Annotated in this window: 12 protein-coding genes; 9 read left to right on the top strand and 3 right to left on the bottom strand. The window is 43.4% G+C overall.

All coding sequences use genetic code 11. The features are described from left to right. Nucleotide 1: 1 nt before the first annotated feature. The 7 genes from ACHLI0_RS11730 to ACHLI0_RS11760 all read left to right on the top strand — a co-directional run bounded on the left by ACHLI0_RS11730 (nucleotide 2) and on the right by ACHLI0_RS11760 (nucleotide 11,696). On the top strand, nucleotides 2–1,759 hold the full coding sequence (locus tag ACHLI0_RS11730; protein ID WP_490749214.1) for a RagB/SusD family nutrient uptake outer membrane protein: 1,758 nt from the start codon (nucleotides 2–4) through the stop codon (nucleotides 1,757–1,759). Nucleotides 1,760–1,788: 29 nt separating this feature from the next. Beyond that, on the top strand, nucleotides 1,789–4,569 hold the full coding sequence (locus ACHLI0_RS11735) for a SusC/RagA family TonB-linked outer membrane protein (RefSeq protein WP_117859780.1): 2,781 nt from the start codon (nucleotides 1,789–1,791) through the stop codon (nucleotides 4,567–4,569). A gap of 22 nt (nucleotides 4,570–4,591) precedes the next feature. After that, complete coding sequence (locus tag ACHLI0_RS11740) at nucleotides 4,592–6,313, top strand: RagB/SusD family nutrient uptake outer membrane protein (protein WP_008765317.1); 1,722 nt, start codon at nucleotides 4,592–4,594, stop codon at nucleotides 6,311–6,313. Between the two features lie 31 nt (nucleotides 6,314–6,344). Next, nucleotides 6,345–7,814, top strand: coding sequence for a BACON domain-containing protein (locus ACHLI0_RS11745; protein WP_055221566.1), 1,470 nt, complete (start codon nucleotides 6,345–6,347; stop codon nucleotides 7,812–7,814). 25 nt (nucleotides 7,815–7,839) lie between these two features. Further along, nucleotides 7,840–9,321, top strand: a complete 1,482-nt coding sequence (locus ACHLI0_RS11750) for a BACON domain-containing protein (protein WP_016268921.1) — start codon at nucleotides 7,840–7,842, stop codon at nucleotides 9,319–9,321. Between the two features lie 84 nt (nucleotides 9,322–9,405). Next, a complete protein-coding gene (locus ACHLI0_RS11755; protein WP_225629642.1) occupies nucleotides 9,406–10,527 on the top strand; it encodes a DUF4971 domain-containing protein in 1,122 nt (373 codons plus the stop codon). Nucleotides 10,528–10,652: 125 nt separating this feature from the next. Beyond that, entirely contained in the window at nucleotides 10,653–11,696 is a 1,044-nt protein-coding gene (locus tag ACHLI0_RS11760; protein WP_490749215.1) for a glycosyl hydrolase family 18 protein, read from the top strand. A gap of 536 nt (nucleotides 11,697–12,232) precedes the next feature. Here ACHLI0_RS11760 and ACHLI0_RS11765 read toward each other — a convergent pair. Then, entirely contained in the window at nucleotides 12,233–16,150 is a 3,918-nt protein-coding gene (locus ACHLI0_RS11765) for a hybrid sensor histidine kinase/response regulator transcription factor (protein ID WP_490749216.1), read from the bottom strand. A gap of 258 nt (nucleotides 16,151–16,408) precedes the next feature. On the opposite strand from ACHLI0_RS11765, the gene topA reads away from it, so the two are divergent. Both topA and ACHLI0_RS11775 read left to right on the top strand, forming a co-directional pair. After that, nucleotides 16,409–18,757 (top strand): type I DNA topoisomerase, encoded by a 2,349-nt coding sequence (gene topA / locus ACHLI0_RS11770; protein ID WP_008765309.1) that lies wholly within the window; start codon nucleotides 16,409–16,411, stop codon nucleotides 18,755–18,757. A 175-nt stretch (nucleotides 18,758–18,932) separates the two neighbouring features. After that, nucleotides 18,933–20,975 (top strand): LruC domain-containing protein, encoded by a 2,043-nt coding sequence (locus ACHLI0_RS11775; protein ID WP_490749217.1) that lies wholly within the window; start codon nucleotides 18,933–18,935, stop codon nucleotides 20,973–20,975. Between the two features lie 160 nt (nucleotides 20,976–21,135). Here ACHLI0_RS11775 and argS read toward each other — a convergent pair whose 3' ends face one another. Then, nucleotides 21,136–22,929, bottom strand: a complete 1,794-nt coding sequence (gene argS, locus ACHLI0_RS11780) for an arginine--tRNA ligase (protein ID WP_490749218.1) — start codon at nucleotides 22,927–22,929, stop codon at nucleotides 21,136–21,138. An 82-nt stretch (nucleotides 22,930–23,011) separates the two neighbouring features. Beyond that, a complete protein-coding gene (locus ACHLI0_RS11785; RefSeq protein WP_008761933.1) occupies nucleotides 23,012–23,284 on the bottom strand; it encodes an HU family DNA-binding protein in 273 nt (90 codons plus the stop codon). Nucleotides 23,285–23,323 lie beyond the last annotated feature (39 nt).

Here is a 23,323-nt window from a genome sequence, read left to right on the forward strand (position 1 = left end):
TATGAATAGAATAATAAAAGGACTCGGAATAGCATTAGGTTGCGTACTGATAGCCTCCTCCTGTTCTGAAATCAGCTTCGGGGATAAATTTCTGGGCGACCAGCCTGAGAGTTCCGGAGCGACTACCGAAGAAATGTTCTCTTCGAAAATAAATGCCGAAAAGGTGCTGACCAAAGCATATACCGGATTACCTTATGGGCTACCGACCGGCTCTGACTACAAATTGGGTGTGAACATACTTGAATCAATCACAGACTTATGTTACAGTTTCCGTGACAATATCAGTGATGGGCCTGTCAAGCTCTATTACAACGGAGCACTCAGTGCCAACAACGTCCCAAAGAATTCTGCTTACCGTTATGGAAGCAAGTCCGACTGGACCACCATCCGTTACGCTTGGTTATATATCGAGAACGTAGAGAAAGTGCCCGACATGACAGTCAGCGAGAAAAGTGAACGGATCGCGGAAGCCAAAGTTTTGATTTCCCTCTGCTATTTCGAAATGCTGAGATATGTAGGCGGTGTGACATGGCTGGACCACTATGTAGACGTAAACGAGACAATGAACTTCCCTCGTATCACTTTTGCCGAGACGGTAGAAAAGATCGTCGGACTGCTCAACGAAGCGATCAACTCCAACCTGGCTTGGAAAGCGGAGAAAGCAGATGACGGACGTATGACCCTGGCAGGAGCGATGGCATTAAAGTTCAAGGTATTGCAATGGGCAGCCAGTCCGACTTTCAACTCCAACACCAAATGGCATCCGGAAGCAGACGAATATACCTGTTACGGAAACTACAGCGACCAACGCTGGAAAGATGCCGCCGAAGCAGGTGCAGCCTTCTTCACGGAAGTACAGAGACGGGGTGAATACGAACTGATTCAACCTACGGAAGAAACGCACCGGGCAAGACGTCTCGCCTATCGTCAGGCCTACTACAACCGCGGCGGAACAGAAATATTAATCTCTACCCGTCAAGGATATAGCTCCGATGTTCACAGCAGCTTTATCGGCCAACGTTATTACAGCGGCCCTACATTGAACTATGTAGATATGTTTCCGTGGGAAGACGGAACTGATTTTCCGGCAAATTTCGACTGGAAGTCACCCTCCAAGCAACCGTTCTTTACAAAAGGCGAAATGGTGCCCACCCGCGACCCACGTCTGTATGAAAATGTAGCTTGTCCCGGAGACACCTACTGCAACGGAACAACAGCTCCTGTTTATATCAACCATGCCGACTACAAAGACGGTAGCGGATTCCTGATCATGAAGTACATCTTACAGGAAAACAACGATCGCGAAGGTCCGGTACAATGGTCACACACCCGTCTGGCGGAAATCATGCTGGGATATGCGGAAGTACTCAACGAAGTCAACGGACGCCCTACCGACGAAGCTTACAAAATGGTAAACGATGTACGAAAGAGAGTAGGTCTGCCGGAACTTTCCAAGACGATGAATCACGATCAGTTCCTCGAAGCCGTACTGAGAGAAAGAGCACTCGAATTAGGATTTGAAGAAGTACGCTGGTTCGACCTCGTTCGCAGAGACCGTCAGAGCGACTTCAAGAAGAAGTTGTACGGACTCAGAAGCAGAGGTAACGACCTGAACAATCCGACTGAGTTCACCTTCGAGAAGATTGAACTGGGAGACCATTACTGGGCTACCAACTGGGATACCAAGTGGTATCTGGCTCCGATTCCTCAGGAGGAAATCAACAAGCAATATGGAATGACCCAAAACCCGGGCTGGTAAATGACACGTTAACTAATATCGTTTGAACAATGAATAAAATAAATTATATATTAATCACTCTGCTCCTGGGAGGTTCGGTATCCCTGAATGCACAGACATCGAAAGCTGCTTCGGAAATGCAGCTGGCAGATACACTGAGCATCGGCTACCAGATGAACGTATCTTCCCAGACCAGCAGTTACTCTATCAACGGAGTCAATGCTTCCGCATTCGAAAAATCCCCGTACATAGATATCAGCAAAGCTTTGTATGGAAAAGTGGCAGGTCTGAATGTATATCAGGGTACAGGTTCGTCAGCCGATAACGTATCCACCCTCTCTATACACGGAAATGCCCCGCTAGTATTAATTGATGGTTTCCCACGTGATATCAGTGACATCACTTCGATGGAAATCGAATCATGCTACGTTCTGAAAGATGCGGCAGCCGCTGCTCTCTACGGTATGCGTGGTGCGAATGGAGTAGTACTGATTACGACTAAACGCGGAATAAGCAATGGTCTGAAGGTAAATGTGGACTATAATTTCGGTGTCAATACCCAATTCCGTTCTCCGGACTTCGCAGATGCCTATACGTATGCGAACGCTCTTAACACCGCATTAAGCGGAGACGGTCTGCCTGCACGCTACAATGCGCAGGAACTGGATGCTTTCCGGACAGGAATCTATCCGTATGATTATCCGAATGTAGACTGGTGGAATGAAACGCTGAACAACACAGGATTGACCCACAACCTGAAAATGTCTTTCAGCGGAGGTAGTGACAAGTTCCGTTTTTACACGGTAGTTGACTATTACCGGGATCGCTCCATGTTGAAGAAAAACACGGAAGATACACGTTTCGACACTACACCTACAGACACACGTCTGACCGTACGTACCAATCTGGACGTAAAAGTGACGGAAAGCACATTGCTGAAAGCCGGCATTGTAGGCAGACTGAAAGAATTCAGAGGTACCCGCTATGGACGCAGCGCTATTTTCAACAAAATCTATGGCATTCCATCCGCTGCATTCCCCATTCGTTATGAGAATGGCATTTATGGAGGTAGCTCTGTGTACGGAACCGGTAATCCGGTAGCTCTGTTGAAAGACTACGGACACATCCGTAACGTATACGGAACATTACTCGCCGACCTGAGCATCCGTCAGGATTTAAGTGCGTTGACCAAAGGGCTGGCAGCCGAAGCATCCGTCTCTTTCGATAATATCGGAGGAATGAATGAAACCACCAATAAAGAGTATCGTTACATGAACAGCAATGCAAGTATCACCAGCGATGGTACACTGGTGACAACTCCTGCCATTTATGGTACAGACTCCGAAACACTGGGACATACACAACCTTTCGAAAGACTGATGCTACGCAGCGATTTCCAGGCAAAGGTGGATTATAACCGCACTTTTGGCAAACATCAGGTGGGAGGAGCATTGATTTATGATATGCAGTCTGTTGTCAAAAACGGCAGAAACAACTCTCAGAAGAATCAGTCTGTGCTGGTGAACGCCACATATACTTACGACAACCGTTACAGCCTCAATGCCGTATTCAACCGCTCGGGATCAGCTTACCTGCCCGACGGAGACAAATACTCGAACTATCCTGCCGTTTCTGCTGCATGGATCGTCTCCAACGAAGCATTTATGGAAAAGGTGACACCGATCAATCTCTTTAAGATTCGCGCCTCTTACGGTCTGTCCGGATGGGACGGCAATCTGAGCCACGAACTATGGCGTCAGTCTTATGGCAGCGGCGGTGCCGGTTATAACTTCGGAGTGAATGCCGGAGGACAGTCCGGTGGCAGTGAAGGCGATCTGCCGGTTATCGGCCTGGTAGCGGAAAAATCACAGAAAGCGACTTTCGGATTTGATCTCGCTGCTTTTGATAATCGTTTGAATGCAACAGTAGAAGGTTTCTACGAAAAACGTTCGGATATACTTGTGTCAGGTGCCAATTCTACTTCCGGTATTATCGGTATCACAGTAGGTCAGGTGAACGAAGGAATCTATAAATACAAAGGAGTGGATGCTTCTTTGAGTTGGAATGATAAGATCGGTGATTTCCATTATGGTATTGGTGCTAGCATGTCATATCTGAATACAGAGGTAGTCAATGTAAACCAGGCATATCAAGAATACGACTACTTGTATACCAAGGGCAACCGTATCGGACAGATGTACGGCCTGGAAGCTATCGGCTTCTTCAACAGCCAGCAGGAAATCAACAACAGTCCGCAACAAACCTTCTCGGACGTAGCTCCCGGTGACGTGAAATACAAAGATCAGAACGGTGACAACCGCATCGACGAGAAAGACGTTGTGAAAATGTTCGGTTCATCTGTTCCACGCTTCTATTTCGGATTCAATCTGAACTTCTCATACAAGAGACTGGAGCTTTCCGCTGATTTCCAGGGAATGACCGGAGTCACTGTTTCATTGCTCAACAGTCCGCTTTATAGTCCACTTGTAAGCAATGGCAACATTTCAAATACATTCCTGAATGAAGAAATAAGCTGGACACCGGAGAATAAGACCAATGCAACCATGCCGAGACTGACTACTCAAGAAAACTTGAATAACTATCGCGCCAGCTCACTGTGGTACCGTGACGGTTCATTCCTGAAACTGCGTAACCTATTGGTAGCTTATACTTTCCCGAAATCGCAGACTCGCTTTGCCGACCTGAAAGTATTCGTACAAGGCACCAATCTGTTCTCATTAGACAATATCCATTTTGCCGATCCGGAACAACTTGGCATCGCTTATCCGTCGACAAGAAGTTATTGGGCAGGTATCAAACTTAATTTTTAATGCAAAGTAACAAATGAACATTATGAGAACCAAATACATACTCTTAACCATTTTGTCTTCGTTGGTCTTTGCTTCGTGCAACTACCTTGACTTTGATGAAACGAACAACCTGAAGACAAAAGAAGACATGTACAAGTATTTCGGTACAAGCAAATCAATGCTTACCCACGTATACTCATACATGCCACAAGGCTACCAACTGTTTGCGACCTCCGGCGGAATTTTCACCGAAGACAGATATTCCATGCGCGACTGTGCCAGTGATGACGGCGAATTCGGAGCCTATGCAGATAATATCCAGAATACCAATAACGGTAACTGGTCGCCTATTAAAACTTATGACGATTCATGGACCCTGTATCGCGGTATACGTGCTGCCAACAGCTTTATAGCAGAGATTGCCCAAGTGGACTTCACACGCTACGAGCACGACGGACAATATACAAACTGGATGAAGCAGCTGAAATATTTCCCTTACGAAGCCAGAGTGCTGCGGGCACACTACTTCTTTGAACTGGCACGCCGCTACGGTGACATCGCCATGCCATTGGAAGTACTGACTGAAGAGGAAGCCAACACAATCGGCAAGACACCATTCAGCGAAGTTATCAGCTTCATTGTCAGTGAATGCGACGACGCTGCCAATAACTTGCCGGACAGCTATGTAAACGAACCGGGAGCGGAAATCGGCAGAGTGACCAAAGGCTTTGCAATGGCAGTAAAGTCAAAAGCACTGCTATATGCTGCCAGTAAGCTACACAATCCTTCTATGGATACCGAATTGTGGAAAAAGTCTGCCAAAGCAGCAATAGATATTATCAACACAGGGCTTTACTCTCTCGACCCCCAGGAGAGTGCCAACAACCTCGACTCAAAAGAAGTTGTACTGATGAGGATCAATGGTGATGATTCGGACTTTGAAATGTTTAATCTCCCGCTTCGCATGACTGCGGGAACACGCACTTCCAGTCTTATCCCATACAGCAATTACCCATCACAAAACCTTGTGGACGCATTCGAGACAGTCAACGGTTACAAAGTAACCCTAGAAAACACAGGATGGGTTTGCGAAGACCCTGCATTTGACCCGCAATCACCTTATGAGAATCGTGACAAACGTTTCTACCGCGCTATTCTTGCCAACGGAATGTCGTTTAAAGACTACACCATTGAAACCTTCAAAGGTGGCGCCGACGACGGAATCGTATCACAAGGCGGTTCACCGACAGGATACTTCCTGCGCAAGTACATTCAGGAAGCTACTAGCTTTGAACCGGGTAAAGAAGCTGTCAGCAAGCATCATTGGGTGATTTACCGCTATGCGGAAACATTACTAACGTATGCGGAATCTATGGTCAACGCTTTCAATGATGTCAATTACACAGATGAGACTTATAAGTATTCTGCTCTGTGGGCTATCAATGAAGTGAGAAAGAATGCCGATATGCCGTTGATTCCTTCCATGGGAAAAGAAGATTTCCTTGAACGCCTGTACAATGAATGGCGTGTAGAGTTTGCTTTCGAAGATCATCGTTTCTGGGATGTACGGAGATGGAAGATTGCCGATACTACCCAGCGGGAACTATACGGAGTAAAGATCGAGAAGCAGGCGGACGGTACGTTCAACTTCTACAAGAACCTTTACGAAACCCGTAACTGGAGAGATTGCATGTATCTGTATCCGATCCCTCAAAGCGAACTATACAAGAATACAAACTTAAATCCTCAAAACACAGGATGGTAATTAATTGTCTAATCTAATATTTAAAAGATATATGAAAAAGTTATATAGCAACACGTTAATGCAACTGATTCTTGCACTGTGCACATTCAGTTTTGTAGCATGCCAGGAGTTTGACATCGACTCACAGCCGGAAGGTCCTCTCAATATCCAGATAGATGCTTTGGAGTCTTATACTGCTTTGGCAACTTCTCCAAGCAATGTAGTGTTCAACATCAGCTCCAACACTCCCTGGACGATTGAAAGCGACCAGCAGTGGTGCAAGCCGACTCCTTCGATGAGTGCAGCCAGTTCATTGGTGTCGGAGATTGTGGTGACAATGGAAAACAATACAGGAAAGAAAGCACGTACAGCCAAACTGACTATCAAGGCAGAAGGCGTTGAAGGCACCAAGGTAGTTACTATCGAGCAGGCTTCGAAAGAAGACCTGGTGGTGGTTCCTTACGATGAACTGGTACCGACAGAAGGCGGCAGCATCACCTTTACCATTGCTTCCAACAAAGCTTGGGAAATCATTCCTTCCACCGCTTTCCTTTCCAATATCGACAAAACATCCGGTACAGGTAATGAAGATGCCATAGCAGAAACCGTAACTGTGACGCTGCCCGCCAATGCAGGCGCCAAGAGAGCAGGCACGCTGACTATAAAAACTGAGTTTGAAGAATACACCTTTACCATTACTCAAAATGGAGTGATCATTGAACTGGAAGAAGATCCCGAAAGTACAACAATCAGCATGCCCGGAACAGGCAGTGGTATGGAAAAGACTGTACTGATTCGCGCAAACAAAGAATGGAAAGTTGAAGTTCCTAAGGAATATCAGAGTTGGCTGAAAGCTGAGGCACTGAGTGAAACAGAGTTGAAAGTAACGACAACAACGACTAATAATCTGATGGTAAACCGTGTCGGCCACATCATTATGAAGACCAAAGAAGTCATCGACGGATTTGACGGCATTACGTTCGACATCAGTCAGGGTACTGCTTTCTGGAAAGAAGGAGGAGCAGATAACTATGTTGTGGATGAGGAAACCGGTTACATGACACTCTATGGCAGTGGAATAGTCACCAACTATTTATTCAAAAAAGGACGTCTCGCATTCGATTTCGAATCTATCAATTTAACCGGAGAAGATTGGATTGAGTTTAATATGTGGCCCAACTCAGGAAATACAAACTTCCATTTGCATTTCTACGCAAATAAAGAAAGTAACTTCACTTGTGGAGGTTCAGGCTTAAACTGGACTCAGAAAACATTTACCTGGACATCGGAACAAACGAATGTAGTGAAGAAGATTGAATTCCTTGTTGTCAACAAAGAAGAAGGTTCGAACGCATTAGTTCTTAAACTGATTATTGATGGTGTTGAGGTTGCCGTATTAGATAATAACATAACCGATCCTTATGCAACCGAACCGGGAGCACCTGTATACTTCAGGATGCATACCACAAATAAAGCTTCCAATTTCACCGTGAAGTCTATCACATGGGAACCAGTAGAATAATAACCGAACCCTAAAATTCAAGAGTATGAGATTAAATATCAGAAAATCAATAATTACAGGCATTTCTCTCGCTACATTGCTACCTGCATTCTCTTTATTGCAGAGTTGCGATGACAGTGAAGCAGAGAAATGGGTAGACCTGCGCTATAGAGTAGAAGACTCCTATCTGGTTGAAGCGAAAAATCCGGAACCAGTCTCCTTCCAGGTCAAGTCAACTGACCCGTGGGAAGTATTCGGAAAATATGATTGGTACACCATCTCACCCAGTACAGGTGAGGCAGGTGAGACCTACACCGTAACTGTTACCTGCAAAGAAAACACTGAATTGGACGACCGTATAGACACACTCAACATTAAAAGTGACTACTGGACCGGAAAAAGATTCGTTCTGACCCAGAAAGGTACTGCTTACCTGAATGTAGAAGGCGTGGATATGATCGACCAGGAAGGAAACAGCGAAACATTCAGCGTACTCAGCAATCAGAAATGGACTGCTAAAGTAACAGACGGTGATGTTTGGCTCTCCATCCAATCCGGAGCATCGGGCGAAATGAACGGAGAAATTACTGTCACCGCTTCACCGAATACAGGCGAACAACGTACCGGTATTGTAACCATCTATGACCGGCACGGGAAAATAGCCAGAGAAGTACAATGTATACAAGACGGTGTGTTGCTGACACCAGATACACCGGAAAACGGTAAGTGGTTTGCTATGTATGAACAGGCTCAGCAACTCACCATCCACGTAGAATCGAATGCAGAATGGGAAGTATCCAAAGAAAACGAAGCGGATGATACCTGGTATCACTTCGAAAAGACTTCATTCGACGGTTCTGCCGACATCGTGATTAACGTAGACGCACACGAAGGCTCTTCTGTCCGTACCGGAATTATTGTACTGAGCACCAAAGCTGCCGAAGGCGCTACTCCGCTTATGAAGACAATCAAGATTAAACAAGCGAATCCACAAAGACCTGTGGTTACTGAAGTAAACAGATCCATCAGCGGTGCTTACTACGGACCGGGTGGTTTAATGCCGGGTCATTACAGCTTCTATTGGGAACCGCTTGGCGACGCCAGTCTGACTACTTTCTTCTCTTGGAGCGGAAAAGCATTTGACGGAGGAGACGTAGAACTTCGCTTCCATATTCTGAGCAAACGGACTCAATTAAGTACAAGACCGTGGAACGGTGACGTATACAATGAGAACAGCGGCCGTGATGTAGATACCAGCAAGCCAAACGTATTATCATTCGAGATACGCGAAGCTATAGATGCCAATGATCCAACTCAATCATGGATTTACTCGGAATGGATTCTCAACGGTACAGTCATAGGAAAAGCAACCAGCGACGGTGTGATAGACGCTAACGGTACAAGTGATACTTACAAAGTACCATTCTCGGATACCAAAGATGGTGGTAATTTCTCGATGACAATTTCCGGCGGCAGTGCCACACTGACTAAATGGGAATACATCGCTCCACTAGTATGGGGAGACTAATTCTCTAAAGATAGTGATTGCCTGAACTCCCTCAATCAGGCAATCGCTTCTAACAAACTCAAAAATCAATAAAAAGAAAAGAGTATGATGAAAAGAAAAATATTACTTATACTGAATATGGCAATCATCGGATTTTCCACTGCTGCCTGTTCGGATGATGAGACCAATTACATCACTCCGGAAAAGAAATATCCGCTCACCGCTTTTGCCGTAGCAGTAAATAATGTGTCAGCGAATACGACTTCCTATTATCATGGGAAAATAGACCAGACAACCCACAGAGTGGAAATCGGTACGATCGAGGATGCCAATACCATCACCGGCGTAGACTATACGCTAATGAGCGACGGAGCCACCATCTCACCGGACCCGGCAACATTTGTACACAACTGGAAAAAAGAACAGACAGTGACCGTCACCACCGAAGACAATCAAACAACGACCTATACTATCGTACTGACCAAGTTTGACGACACCATGAAGGACGTTCTCTTCATGGACGAATTTGACGTGGACGGCAATCCGGACCCGACCAAATGGGTACTCTGCCAGAAAGCAGGTTCCGACTGGAACGACGAAATGTCCGAAAGCTATGACCAGGCTTACGTAAAAGACGGCAGACTGATACTCAAAGCTGAAAAAATAGGCGACGAATACAAAGCCGGAGGTATCGAGACACAAGGCAAGTTTGACTTCACCTTCGGACGGGTAGAAGTAAAAGCCAAAATCACCAGTTACCCCAACGGCGCATTCCCCGCTATCTGGATGATGCCGAAGAAGTATATCTATGACGGATGGCCGAATTGCGGAGAAATCGATATCATGGAACATGTGAAACAGGAATCCGCGATCCATCATACGATACATACTCACTACACGTATGATTTGAACATCAAAGATCCGTCCAACACCGCACAAGTAACTTGCAATTATCAGGACTGGAACATCTACGCTTTAGAATGGAGCGAAGACAAGCTGACTTTCTTCGTCAATGGACAGGAGACTTTCTCTTATTCAAACCTGAAACTGGAGAATGAAGCAGAAATGAAGCAATGGCCGTTTACAAAAGATTCTTCATTCTATCTCATCCTGAACATGGGATTAGGAGGAGACAGACCGGGCTCATGGGCAGGTCCTATCGATGATGCCAACTTACCTGCCATCATGGAAATTGACTGGGTAAAAATAACCAAGTTAGATAAATAGGTTTTAAGGTAGGAGCCAAGGTTTTTAGGAACTTCTAAAGAAGGAGGAATGGAAGTATAGAGACTATTCAAAACTTTCATTCCTCTATTTGTTTTCGGGTATTAAATCTTTTTTACTTATTAAACATGAAACATTTATTATACGCATTATTAACGGCTGTAAGCATTTTATTCACTAGTTGCGGACCCTCTTCTAATACCAACAACACACAGGAACCCAATGTGCCTCAACCGCAGCCTCAGCCCCAACCGGAAGTCACCCAGAAAGTAGTTATCGGCTACCTTGCGCTTGACGACTGGGAGTTTGAAAGTTTATTTCCTACGATAGAATGGAAATATCTGACGCATATCAATGCCAGCTTTGCAAGGGTAAAAGCAGACGGCACACTCAACATCGATCCTGTCCGGAAGAGAATTGAAAGTGTACGTGAAACGGCTCACAAGCATAATGTCAAGATTCTGATATCTTTGGCTAAGAACAGTCCGGGAGAATTCACTACCGCCATCAATGATCCGAAAGCCAGAAAAGAACTGATACAGCAGATTATTACATTCACTAAAGAATATAAACTGGACGGCTTCGACATCGATTATGAGGAATATGACAACTGGGATAAGAATTTCCCCTCATTATTGGTTTTTGCCAGAGGTTTATACCTGGCAAAAGAGAAAAATATGCTGATGACCTGTGCCGTCAACAGCCGCTGGCTTAATTACGGAACCGAATGGGAGCAATACTTCGACTATATCAACCTGATGAGTTATGACCGGGGAGCATTTACCGACAAACCGGTCCAGCATGCTTCATATGATGACTTTGTGAAAGACCTCAAATACTGGAATGAACAATGCCGTGCAGCCAAAAGTAAAATAGTGGGAGGACTTCCTTTTTATGGATATTCCTGGGAGGAAAGTCTGCAAGGCGCAGTGGATGCCGTTCGTGGAATCCGTTATAGCGGCATACTCAAACATCTTGGAAATGAAGCAGCGGACAAGGATAATATAGGCAAGACTTATTATAACGGCCGCCCTACTATAGCCAACAAATGTAAGTTCATCAAAGAAAACGACTATGCCGGCGTGATGATCTGGCAATTATTCCAAGATGCCCACAATGATAACTATGACTTAAAGCTCATAAACGTTGTAGGCAGAGAAATGATGGAATAGACGGGATATACCGCTTTCTCTTATGCAGAAGACCCTATCCTGTCGTGCTTTTCACCTATTGTTATCAGATTTTTAATAGGAGATCTTCATCGTTCCACCCGAATGATCTGATCTCATCACCGTAGTGAACAGATCTCTCCACTCTAGTGGCAAGATCGTTTCACCCGGGTGGAACGATGAAGATGTCGGTAAGAAAACAGAAGTATATAGGCTTGATATAACAAAGATATAAGGTATCCGAGCTACAAAGTACCTGTTATTTGAAACTGATATATGAGATATTAACCCTCAAAGGGGAGTCTGTTTACCTACTTACGCAAGGAAAGGGAATGAGAGATAAGCAAAAAAGGATGAGAGATAAGCCTAATTAAAGCTATTTTGCGTAGAAAACAATGAGAGATACCTTGCAAAAGAAGTATCTCTCATTACATATTGTTCTGATTATATGATATTTACCTCATACAGAATGAGAGCATGAAACTAATATTTATTTTTTTTTCTAGTATACGTTCCTAAGTTCAAGTTATCAATGCGATTTACTTATCCTGTTTTCTATAAGCGGAAGGAATCTCTCCTTTTATAGACTTGAAAACCTTACTGAAATAACGCAAAGAGGAGAAGCCGACCACTTCGGAGATTTCAGTAATGTTCATGGTAGTAGTAGTAAGCAACACGATTGACTGCTCGATGCGCTGCTTATTCACATAGTCTACAATCCCCATACCCGTGATGGCCTTCACTTTATTGAATAACAACGAACGGCTGATGCACATATTAGTAGCAAGGAATGCAACATCCAGTTCCGGATTACTCATATTATCCGCAATCAATGTATTCAATTTCAGCAGGAAAGTCTCATCCGCATTGCTAAAGCTCACTTCCTTGTGTGTCAGCAGCTTATCATCTTTATATCTTGCCCGTATCTGTTCGCGCTGCCTCAACTGATTATGAATCAATGCCAGCAAACCGTCTATTTCGAAAGGTTTCGGCAAAAAGGCGTCCGCTCCGGTCTTATAACCGGTATACATATTCTGAGAATTATGATAGGCGGTCAATAAGATAAAAGGAATATGGCTGATATCCAGATTAGTCTTTACTTCCCGGCAAAGTTCAAACCCATTCATCCGGGGCATCATGACATCACTGATGATAATATCCGGCAATCGGTCTTTAATCTGTTCCAATCCCTCTTTCCCATCCTTGGCAACATATACACGGGCAAAATAATTACTCAGCGTTTCTTTCAGATAGTTTCGCAGTTCGAGAGTATCTTCGACCACCATCACTGAATATTTTTTCAGGAAGGTATAATCGATTCTATCCGGTTCATTCACTTCCACGCCTGTAGCTGCTTCCACAGAAGCTGGTTCCAGCTGTCCGCAAGTATCCGTGAATAAGGGTAGTTCAAAATAAAAGATGGCCCCTTTTCCCGCTGCATTCGAAGCGCCCACTCTTCCTTTATGGTGTGTGATGAGACTCTTCGCATAGGATAATCCGATGCCGCTTCCTCCTTTTTCATGTCCCCCCTGATAGAAACTGGAGAAAAGAGAGTCCGTGTCTACCATATTCAGTCCCATCCCTTCATCCCTGACAGAGATCCGAACCCAGTCTTTCTCTTGTGACAAGGTGGTAATCAGTGTAGTAGTGGTGCCCGATTCGCTAAACTTCAACGCATTCATCAGGAAGTTGGAAAGAACGAACTCGCACTTATTCTGATCGAATGGTACCTCTTTTATCTGTTCGTCCAACTCATATTCGAGTCTGATGCCTTTCACATGAAACTCGCTGATGAACTTATCTCCGACAGAGCGCACCCACTCATTCAAAGGATGCGGCAATATATGCAGCATATCTTTTCCTTCTTCCAGCTTCCTTACATCGAGTACCATATCGATGATACTCTTCATCTGGTATGCCTGCTTATAGATCGGAATCAACAACTTTTCCACATCCTGCTTGTCCGACTCCTGATTGATAATACGCTTTAATGGTGCGCAAATCAGTGTAAGAGGAGTGCGAAGTTCATGACTGATATTCGTCAGGAAATTAATCTTTTCTTCATACATCTTATTTTTCAGACGCATAATCTCCCGTTTCTGTTTGGCTTTCTTCTTGCGATAGAAATAGTAGACAATGCTATAAGCCACTGCTCCCAACAATATATATAATCCCATATAGAACCAGCCAGTCTTCCACCAAGGCGGAGTAACCACAACATGCAGAATGGGTTGTTTCGTACTCCACCCTCCGTCACGGGTATAATAAGAAGCGGTAATCGTATACTCCCCTATCGGCAGATAGTTGATAACCAAAGAGTTTGAATTGGAACTCGCCAATTCCTGATCGAGTCCCTCGATATTGAAACGAAAGAAATTCTTGCGGAATACATCGCCTTCATTCAGCAGTACTTTCAGTTGCAGGGAAGAAAAGTTCCAGGGAACCTGAATTGTTTCAGCCGCTTCCTGCGGCTCTTCGGATAACGAGACAGGCAGACCGTTTAATAATACATCCAGCAGTTCGACCGTATAATCCTCATCTGTATCAAAATGAACGGCAGAGTTTATCACCGTCATGCCTGTGGTACCACCGACAAAAACATCTCCGTTGTCGGCAAGAAGAGTAGCATGAAAGATGTATTCGTTAGGCAGAACTCCATCTACCTCCTCCAAGGTAGCAAAATTATGGGTACGGGAAGAATAAACAAATAAATGACGTCTCGTCCCTATCCAGATCCGATATTGATTATCGGCAACAACAGAAGCTACATCCTGAAACAGACTTGTATTTATCAGCTCACTCTTCCCTGTCCGTGGATCATAACGCACCAAGCCTTCAGTAGAAGCCAGCCAAAAAATACCATCCTGGTCCATAGAGGCATCACTGATAGTGTATTGCCCTTTATAAATCGTCCGGAAAGTCCCTTCCGAAGAATCATACTCACAAATATTCTTCAGATCGGAAAGGTACGTCTTTGCACCTACCGTAGCTATGACCAGCGGAGAATGACGCTCGTACTCTTCTCCCATAGTGGCCACTATATCAAATTTACGGGTGACCATATCATATATAAAAATATGCTGGGCACTGAAAAGAATTTTAGTCTTCGTTATCCGCTGAATATTGACAGAAAAACCATTGATACAGGTCTGATCGTTCATTTCCTTGTCAATCAGCACAAAGGGACGTATCTGCCCCGTTTGCTTATGAAAGATAAAGAGTCCTTTATTAAAGGAAAAGAACAACAGTTCGTCAGGAGTATATTCCACAATGGAAACAACTTTCTCATATTTGGTGGCAGGATAATGTTTGAAGGTACCCGATACCGGATCAAACCGGTTGATACCTCCCCCATCGGTTCCCACCCAGACTATTCCGTCGCTATCCTGAAAGAAACTATTGATAGTCTGGTTGCTTAATCCGTACAGATTGCCAAAAGGAACGTTCTGATAAGAGCAGGCATACACATTCTTTATACCAATCAACCCTCTTCTGATACTGCCTGCCCACATATTATTGGCAGGGTCCAGATAGAGGCGGTATATAGTATTGGCTGGAAAGGAATGAACATCATCCTGTTTTTGCTGAATATTAGTAAATGAGAAGTCATCTAAAGAGATCATATTGATTCCACCACCATCAGTGGCTACCCAAAGCTGATTATCTCTCTCCATGATATCATGAATGACATCATACGTCAAAGGAGAATTTGACGCCGTAAAGTGTTTGATCAGCTGGTTTCCCTGATAGCAATACAGTCCGTTACCATAAACACTTACCCACAGACGCTTGTAGGAGTCCAGATAGATACTGGTATAGTTATTTTCTGTAAACGACTCTATTTTCTTCACTTCATACGTCTTCATATTGAAGGAATATATGCCGTGCCAACGTGAATTGAGCAGGATATTCTCTTCATCATAACGTATCATCTGCCAAAAGGGATTGTAATAAACAGGGTCTTGCGCATAATACAAAGGTTCCAGCTTATTAGTGGCATAGACATATTTGTATATGGCTCCTGATCCTCCCAGTAAGATTCCTCCTTCAACCAATAAATAGGAAGCAACATAGATTGGTTTACCATTATTCAATAAAGTTCTGAAACTATCACTCCCTCTGTCGTAAAGGCAAATGCCGTTCATCGTAGCTACCCAAAGATTGCATAAAGAGTCCTCGGCGATAAAAGTGATGTTGTTGGAAGGCAGCGTTCTTTCATCTCCCGGGCGATGCAGATATTGCTTCAGATGGTCACGGTCATAACAATTCAAACCGGATTCCGTACCAATCCAAAGATACCCCCGATGATCATTCAGAACACATTGTACTTTCGACTGTGAGAGTCCTTCCTTTATTCCAAGTTGTTTGTAATAATAATAAGGAGACTGGCTCAATATAGGTTGTGCAATACCTACAAAGAAAAACAATAGATATATTTTAAATAGAATCTTTCTCATAAATAGCCACATAATACTGTACAAAGGTGTAAATATAGGAAATTCTATTTAAATAAAACTGTTTTATATTAATTTCCCCTTAATTATAGAACATTTCTTTAATAATACTTGCACATACCAAAGAAATGCAGATTTACTCAAAACCTATTTTTTTCCAAAAAAATATTAGTTTCTCCTTATATTATAAGGTAGGGCGAATCTTTTTTTTTACTTTTGCCCCGAAATATCATGGTACAAGCCATTATAAAAGAAAGAATTATGCAAAAAAACCTTGTCATTGTCGAGTCTCCGGCAAAAGCAAAAACGATTGAAAAATTTCTCGGGAAAGATTTCAAAGTCCTTTCTAGTTACGGACATATACGTGATCTGAAGAAGAAAGAATTCAGTATCGACGTAGATAAGAATTTTAAACCCGATTATGAAATTCCGGCAGACAAAAAGGCTTTGGTCAGCACGCTGAAAGCAGAAGCTAAAGAGGCAGAAACCGTATGGCTCGCATCCGATGAGGACCGCGAGGGAGAAGCTATTGCCTGGCATCTGTATGAAGTATTAAAACTAAAACCGGAAAACACAAAACGAATCGTATTTCACGAAATCACCAAAGGTGCCATTTTAAAAGCAATCGAACAACCACGCAATATCGACCTCAACCTCGTAAATGCACAGCAGGCACGACGAATCCTGGATAGAATTGTAGGTTTTGAATTGTCTCCTGTACTTTGGAGAAAAGTTAAACCATCTCTGTCGGCAGGACGCGTACAGTCGGTAGCTGTCCGCCTGATTGTAGAACGTGAACGCGAAATTCATGCGTTCAAATCAGAAGCCGCATACCGGGTTATCGCCATATTCCTGGTTCCCGATACAGACGGCAAGCTGGTAGAAATGAAAGCGGAACTATCACGCCGTATCAAAACGAAAGAAGAAGCAAAAGCATTCCTTGACGCATGTAAGGGAGCGACTTTTACGATTGAAGATATAACTACCCGTCCGGTAAAGAAAACGCCGCCGGCTCCGTTTACAACTTCTACCCTGCAACAGGAAGCGGCACGCAAACTGGGATATACCGTAGCACAAACGATGATGATCGCACAACGTTTGTACGAATCCGGATTTATCACTTATATGCGTACGGACTCCGTCAACCTGTCGGAATATGCAACAGCCAGCAGCAAAGACGCTATCATACAGATGATGGGCGAACGCTATGTACATCCGCGCCACTTCGAAACAAAGACGAAGGGAGCACAGGAAGCGCACGAAGCCATTCGTCCGACTTACATGGAAAATCAATCCATAGAAGGCACAGCACAGGAAAAGAAACTGTATGATCTGATCTGGAAGCGCACCATCGCATCACAAATGGCGGATGCGGAACTGGAAAAGACTACTGCTACCATCTCTATAAGCAAAAGCGGTGATGCATTCACTGCCATCGGCGAAGTTATCAAGTTCGATGGTTTCCTACGTGTATACCGTGAGTCTTACGACGATGAGAATGAACAGGAAGATGAGAGCCGTCTGTTGCCTCCTTTAAAGAAAGGCCAGAAACTGGAATATGGACCTATCGTTGCCACTGAACGTTTCACTCAACGCCCGCCACGCTATACGGAAGCAAGCCTTGTACGTAAACTGGAAGAGTTGGGCATCGGTCGTCCGTCCACATACGCTCCTACGATTTCTACTATCCAGCAACGCGAATATGTGGAAAAAGGAAATAAAGACGGTGAAGAGCGTACATTTAATGTGCTGACACTGAAAGACAATCAGATTAAAGATGAAAGTCACAATGAAGTGACGGGAGCAGAAAAGTCGAAACTCTTTCCTACAGATACAGGAACTGTGGTGAATGACTTCCTTACCGAATACTTCCCGGATATTCTGGATTACAACTTTACCGCCAGCGTAGAAAAGGAATTTGACGAAATAGCGGAAGGAGAAGTAAAATGGACTTCGATCATGAAGACTTTCTATGATCAGTTCCATCCGGCAGTAGAAAAGACATTATCCATAAAGACAGAACATAAAGTCGGCGAACGTATGCTGGGAGAAGAACCGGAAACAGGCAAGCCTGTATCTGTGAAAATCGGTCGTTTCGGCCCTGTAGTACAGATCGGTGCCGCAGATGATGAAGAGAAACCTCGTTTTGCCCAGATGAAGAAAGGGCAGTCCATGGAGACCATTACCCTAGAGGAAGCGCTGGAACTGTTCAAGCTACCGCGTACTTTAGGTGAGTATGAAGGAAAGACTGTCACTGTAGGTATAGGTCGCTTTGGTCCTTACATCCAGCATAACAAGGTATATGTATCACTGCCGAAAACACTTGATCCGATGAAAGTTACTCTGGAAGAAGCAGAGCAGCTGATTCTGGAAAAACGGACGAAAGAAGCAGAACGCCATATCAAAAAATTTGATGAAGAACCGGAACTGGAGATTCTGAATGGTCGGTACGGACCTTACATTGCATACAAAGGTAATAATTACAAGATCCCTAAAGACATTGTTCCTCAAGATCTGAGTTTGAAGAGTTGCTTCGATCTAATCAAAATACAAGATGAGAAAGGTCCTGGCACTTCTGCCAAAGGTAAACGAACCGCAAAAAAGAAATAATATTTGCATCCAATGAGACATCAAAGTCCGGTAACCTATATCAACTGGTTACCGGACTTTTGTTGTATTTACCATGCTATATATTTCTTTTTAAACGATTTATTTCCAAACTCTTTGTTTTGATATATTAAATGCATACATTTGCGGGTCACAATCAAATTATCAGAACACAGTTATGCAAACAAACAATTTCAAATCTCTCTCAATGGGGGTACTATGCGTACTCTCGTTAGCCAGTTGCATGGAAAAGGACTTATATCAGGCTCCAGAAGAAAAAACTGCAGATGAATATTTTGGCTTTACAACATCCTCCAGTTGCACAGTTGATTTAAACTATGGTTTAAATTATCAGGTTGTTTTTGAGTTATATGCCGAAAATCCGCTATCGGAAGATAAGGATGGAAACATTATCAAGACAAAAGAAGAGCCTGTCTATCGCGGGGCTACGGATAAAAAAGGAATCTTTAATGATTTCATATCTATTCCGTCTTATCTTACAGAACTTTACCTTTATTCAGACTATCTTGGAACTGTCAGCCCGATTCAGCTACAAATTACAAACGGAAAAATATCTTTTGATCAGAAAGCTTTTATACAAAGTAAGAGAAATGCGAAGGGTACGAGTAGAGGGGTTACCAATAGCGGCTACAAATATCCGGAAGGTTTCCAGGTTTTAGGTGAATGGAATGAGATAGGATGTCCTACTTATCTTTCTTCTACTCCAACGGAAATAGATGGGCAGCTCATGTATAATATCCGTGAAGTTTTTATTAAACCGGGTGGAAGTGCAGCAATGGAAGATTATTATCCTGAATATATAGGTGATAATGTAAATATAGAAATCAATGTTAAGAAACCAACAGAAATAGGACTGGTTATGCTCAGCAGTACAGGTACCAAACAAAACACAGTCGGTTATTTCACCTACCCTACCGATCAAAAGCCGACTGATATAAGTCAAGTTACACCGATCATTGCCTATCCGCGCATATCGACTGCCGTGTGTAATTCCAGCAGTACAGCAGGTAGTATGTATACCGGCGACAGAGTAGAACTGAAATATTGGGATGGCACAAAGTTCGTGAACGAGTTCCCTGCGGGAGTAAGCATAGCATGGTTCCTTATTGAGTCTTCCTACAACCAAGGCACAAAGGAGATTATGAATAATAAACGTACTTTCTATTCTATTCGTGATCTGAATAAGAGCAAAGAACACCGTACCATTGCCCTAAAGAACAAATCAGGAGAAGTCGTTGCATTTGGTATGGAGGATGCAACCAACTTTGAACCGACAGGAGATAATACCAGAAAAGGAAACTTTGGCGATGCCGTATTCTATCTTGATTTCTCAGATGGATCAGCCATTGAGACTGGTGGTGTAGAAGAACTCCCAGACAAATCCATTAATGACAAAGAGATTTATAACTCCTTTAAAGGTGTATTATCATTTGAAGATTTTTGGCCATCCAAAGGAGATTATGACATGAATGATATGATTGTCGAATATAAGCGCGAAATTTATAAGAGTGTTCTCACAAGTAAAGTCGTAAAAGTTATAGATACATTTGTGCCTAAACATGATGGCGCAAACTGGCAAAACGGTTTTGGTTACCAGCTCACAGGTATAGCAAATAGTGATATAAAGAAAATAACCGTAGAATCCGGCGGAATCGTCTCACAATTCATGGAAGGGCAAGACCGGGAGCCTGGTCAAAATTATCCCACTATTATCCTTTTTGACAATCAAAAAGCAGCTATAAACAAAACGTTTACTGTAACGATAGACGTTGCCCAAGAAAGATTTACAGAAAAGGCATTCACTCCTTTCTTTAATAACGAATATTGGGAACAAACATACAGCAAATTTAATATAAACCCCTTTATCATCATTTCTGCCAATACAGGACGTGATAAAGAAGCACATATTGTGAAATTCCCTCCAACAAGTAAAATGAATTTCTCTTATTTCGGCACAGGTAGTGATGTATCCAGGCCTGATGAGGGATTATATTATGTAAATAATGAGAATATGCCAACGGGACTGCAGATTAGCGGTATCAGTGTAGGAACTAAACGTGGTACCGATTTCCTTGTACCAGTAGAAACGACAAGCATTTTGGAAGCGTATCCTAAATTTGGTGACTGGGCATCCAGCTTCGGCGCTTCCAATCCATATTGGTGGAAAGACCCTGATAATTCGAAAGTAATTACCCAATAATAAAAAAGACTGTCTGAAAAGTATGTAATCCCTATCATTAACTTTACCCAAAGTCTTTCTTAAAGATAGTGTACAATTCCTTTTCGGACAGTCTTTTTCTATTCAACAACATCCCAGTCCCGTTCCGGAACACATAAATATATTTTGTTCAGGGCAGGTATTACATTCTGGAAGGTACCTCAATGCCCAACAAGCCCATTCCTAAACGAACCACTTTTGCTACATTGGCAGACAGAGCAATACGGAATACTTTTACCGCCTCATTCTCTTCACGCAGAATGCTGAAATCATGGTAGAACTGATTATATTCTTTCACCAGATCATAGGTATAATTCGCGATAATAGACGGACTGTAGTCTTCTCCGGCCTGTTTTACAACTGCCGCAAAGTCAGCAACCAACTGAATCAATCCTTCTTCCTTCTCGCTCAGTTCGATACCAGCAGGAATCTGTTCAGGTATCACAATTCCGGACTCAGCCGCTTTACGAAGCACAGACTGAATACGGGCATACGTATATTGAATGAACGGTCCTGTATTACCATTGAAGTCAATAGACTCTTTCGGATTGAAAGTCATATTCTTACGGGCATCTACTTTGAGAATAAAGTACTTCAAAGCACCCAGACCGACAATACGGGCAATATCATCCGCTTCTTCCTGTGTCAGACCATCCAGTTTTCCGAGTTCCTGCGAGGTTTCTTTGGCAGTCGATACCATCTCTTCCATCAGATCATCGGCATCAACGACTGTTCCTTCACGAGATTTCATCTTACCTTCCGGCAATTCCACCATGCCATAAGAGAAATGTACAAGGCCTTTACCCCATTCAAATCCGAGTTTATCCAACAGGATAGAAAGTACCTGGAAGTGATAATTCTGTTCGTTACCAACGACATAAATCATTTTATCAATCGGATAATCGGCGAAACGAAGTTTGGCAGTACCAATATCCTGCGTCATATAAACAGAAGTTCCGTCGCCACGTAGAAGCAGCTTATGATCCAGTCCCTCGGCAGTCAGGTCAGCCCAGACAGAGCCGTCTTCTTTCTTGAAGAAAAAGCCTTTTTCCAGTCCCTCCATTACTTTCTCTTTTCCTTCAAGATAAGTATTGGATTCATAATATATCTTATCGAAGCCGACCCCCATCTTCCGGTAAGTCTCATCAAATCCGGCATACACCCAGTTGTTCATCATCTCCCACAGGGCACGTACTTCCGGATCACCGGCTTCCCATTTCACCAACATTTCGCGGGCTTCCTGCATCAACGGAGAAGCAACTTCCGCTTCCTCTTTCGTCATGCCTTTTTTCATCAGTTCGGCAAGTTCCGCTTTATAATGCTTGTCGAAAGACACATAGTAGTCGCCTACCAGATGATCACCTTTCTTGCCGGTGCTTTCAGGAGTTTCGCCGTTTCCGTATTTCTTCCATGCCAGCATGGATTTGCAGATATGGATACCACGGTCGTTTACTATATTCGTCTTTACTACTCTGTTTCCGTTTGCAGCCACAATGTTAGCCAGCGCATTTCCCAAAAGATTGTTGCGCACATGACCTAAGTGAAGCGGCTTGTTGGTATTCGGTGAAGAATACTCAATCATCACCAACGGAGAAGTTTCGGTAGCTTTCACCAGACCGTACTCTTCATCCGACTGAATCTCATTCAGCAACTCAATCCAGGTAGCCGACGCAATAGTCAGATTCAAAAAGCCTTTTATCACATTGAAAGCAGCTACAGCCGGTTCGTTCGCCTTCAGATATTCGCCAATTTCCTGCGCTGTCTGTTCCGGTCCTTTTCTTGACATTTTCAGAAAAGGGAACACCACCAGTGTCAAATGTCCTTCAAATTCTTTCTTCGTTTTTTGCAACTGCACCATCTTCTCAGGGACTTCCTGACCGTAAAGTGCTTTTAGTCCGTTGATGACGGACGCTACAAGTTTATCTTCTATCTTCATAATCAAGTTGTTTCTTGCGCGCAAAGATACAAAAAAAGGAGACGCACGCGCCTCCCTCTTCTAATTTCTTTCAACTATATGTTTATTCAACAGCTGCAGACAATTCAGCACCAGCTTTAAATTTAGCTACTTTCTTAGCAGGAATAGTAATAGCTGCCTTTGTAGAAGGATTAATACCGGTTCTTGCTGCTCTTTCACTTACAGAGAACGTTCCAAAACCAACCAAAGCTACCTTATCACCAGCTTTCATAGCGTTAGTAACTGAAGAAATGAAAGCATCAAGAGCTTTCTTCGCATCGGCTTTACTCATTTGAGCTTCAGCAGCCATTGCACTAATAAGTTCAGACTTATTCATGATACGTAAAATGATTAATTAATATATATGTTACACAAA

It is taken from the genome of Bacteroides sp. RCH18 (assembly GCF_058231005.1).

Bases quoted from the DNA above. Each gene is read 5' to 3' on its own strand.
- argS (WP_490749218.1), bottom strand. From the start codon at position 22,929: ATGAAGATAGAAGATAAACTTGTAGCGTCCGTCATCAACGGACTAAAA.
- ACHLI0_RS11735 (WP_117859780.1), top strand. From the start codon at position 1,789: ATGAATAAAATAAATTATATATTAATCACTCTGCTCCTGGGAGGTTCG.
- topA (WP_008765309.1), top strand. From the start codon at position 16,409: ATGCAAAAAAACCTTGTCATTGTCGAGTCTCCGGCAAAAGCAAAAACG.
- ACHLI0_RS11765 (WP_490749216.1), bottom strand. From the start codon at position 16,150: ATGAGAAAGATTCTATTTAAAATATATCTATTGTTTTTCTTTGTAGGT.
- ACHLI0_RS11740 (WP_008765317.1), top strand. From the start codon at position 4,592: ATGAGAACCAAATACATACTCTTAACCATTTTGTCTTCGTTGGTCTTT.
- ACHLI0_RS11785 (WP_008761933.1), bottom strand. From the start codon at position 23,284: ATGAATAAGTCTGAACTTATTAGTGCAATGGCTGCTGAAGCTCAAATG.
- ACHLI0_RS11775 (WP_490749217.1), top strand. From the start codon at position 18,933: ATGCAAACAAACAATTTCAAATCTCTCTCAATGGGGGTACTATGCGTA.
- ACHLI0_RS11755 (WP_225629642.1), top strand. From the start codon at position 9,406: ATGATGAAAAGAAAAATATTACTTATACTGAATATGGCAATCATCGGA.
- ACHLI0_RS11745 (WP_055221566.1), top strand. From the start codon at position 6,345: ATGAAAAAGTTATATAGCAACACGTTAATGCAACTGATTCTTGCACTG.
- ACHLI0_RS11750 (WP_016268921.1), top strand. From the start codon at position 7,840: ATGAGATTAAATATCAGAAAATCAATAATTACAGGCATTTCTCTCGCT.
- ACHLI0_RS11730 (WP_490749214.1), top strand. From the start codon at position 2: ATGAATAGAATAATAAAAGGACTCGGAATAGCATTAGGTTGCGTACTG.
- ACHLI0_RS11760 (WP_490749215.1), top strand. From the start codon at position 10,653: ATGAAACATTTATTATACGCATTATTAACGGCTGTAAGCATTTTATTC.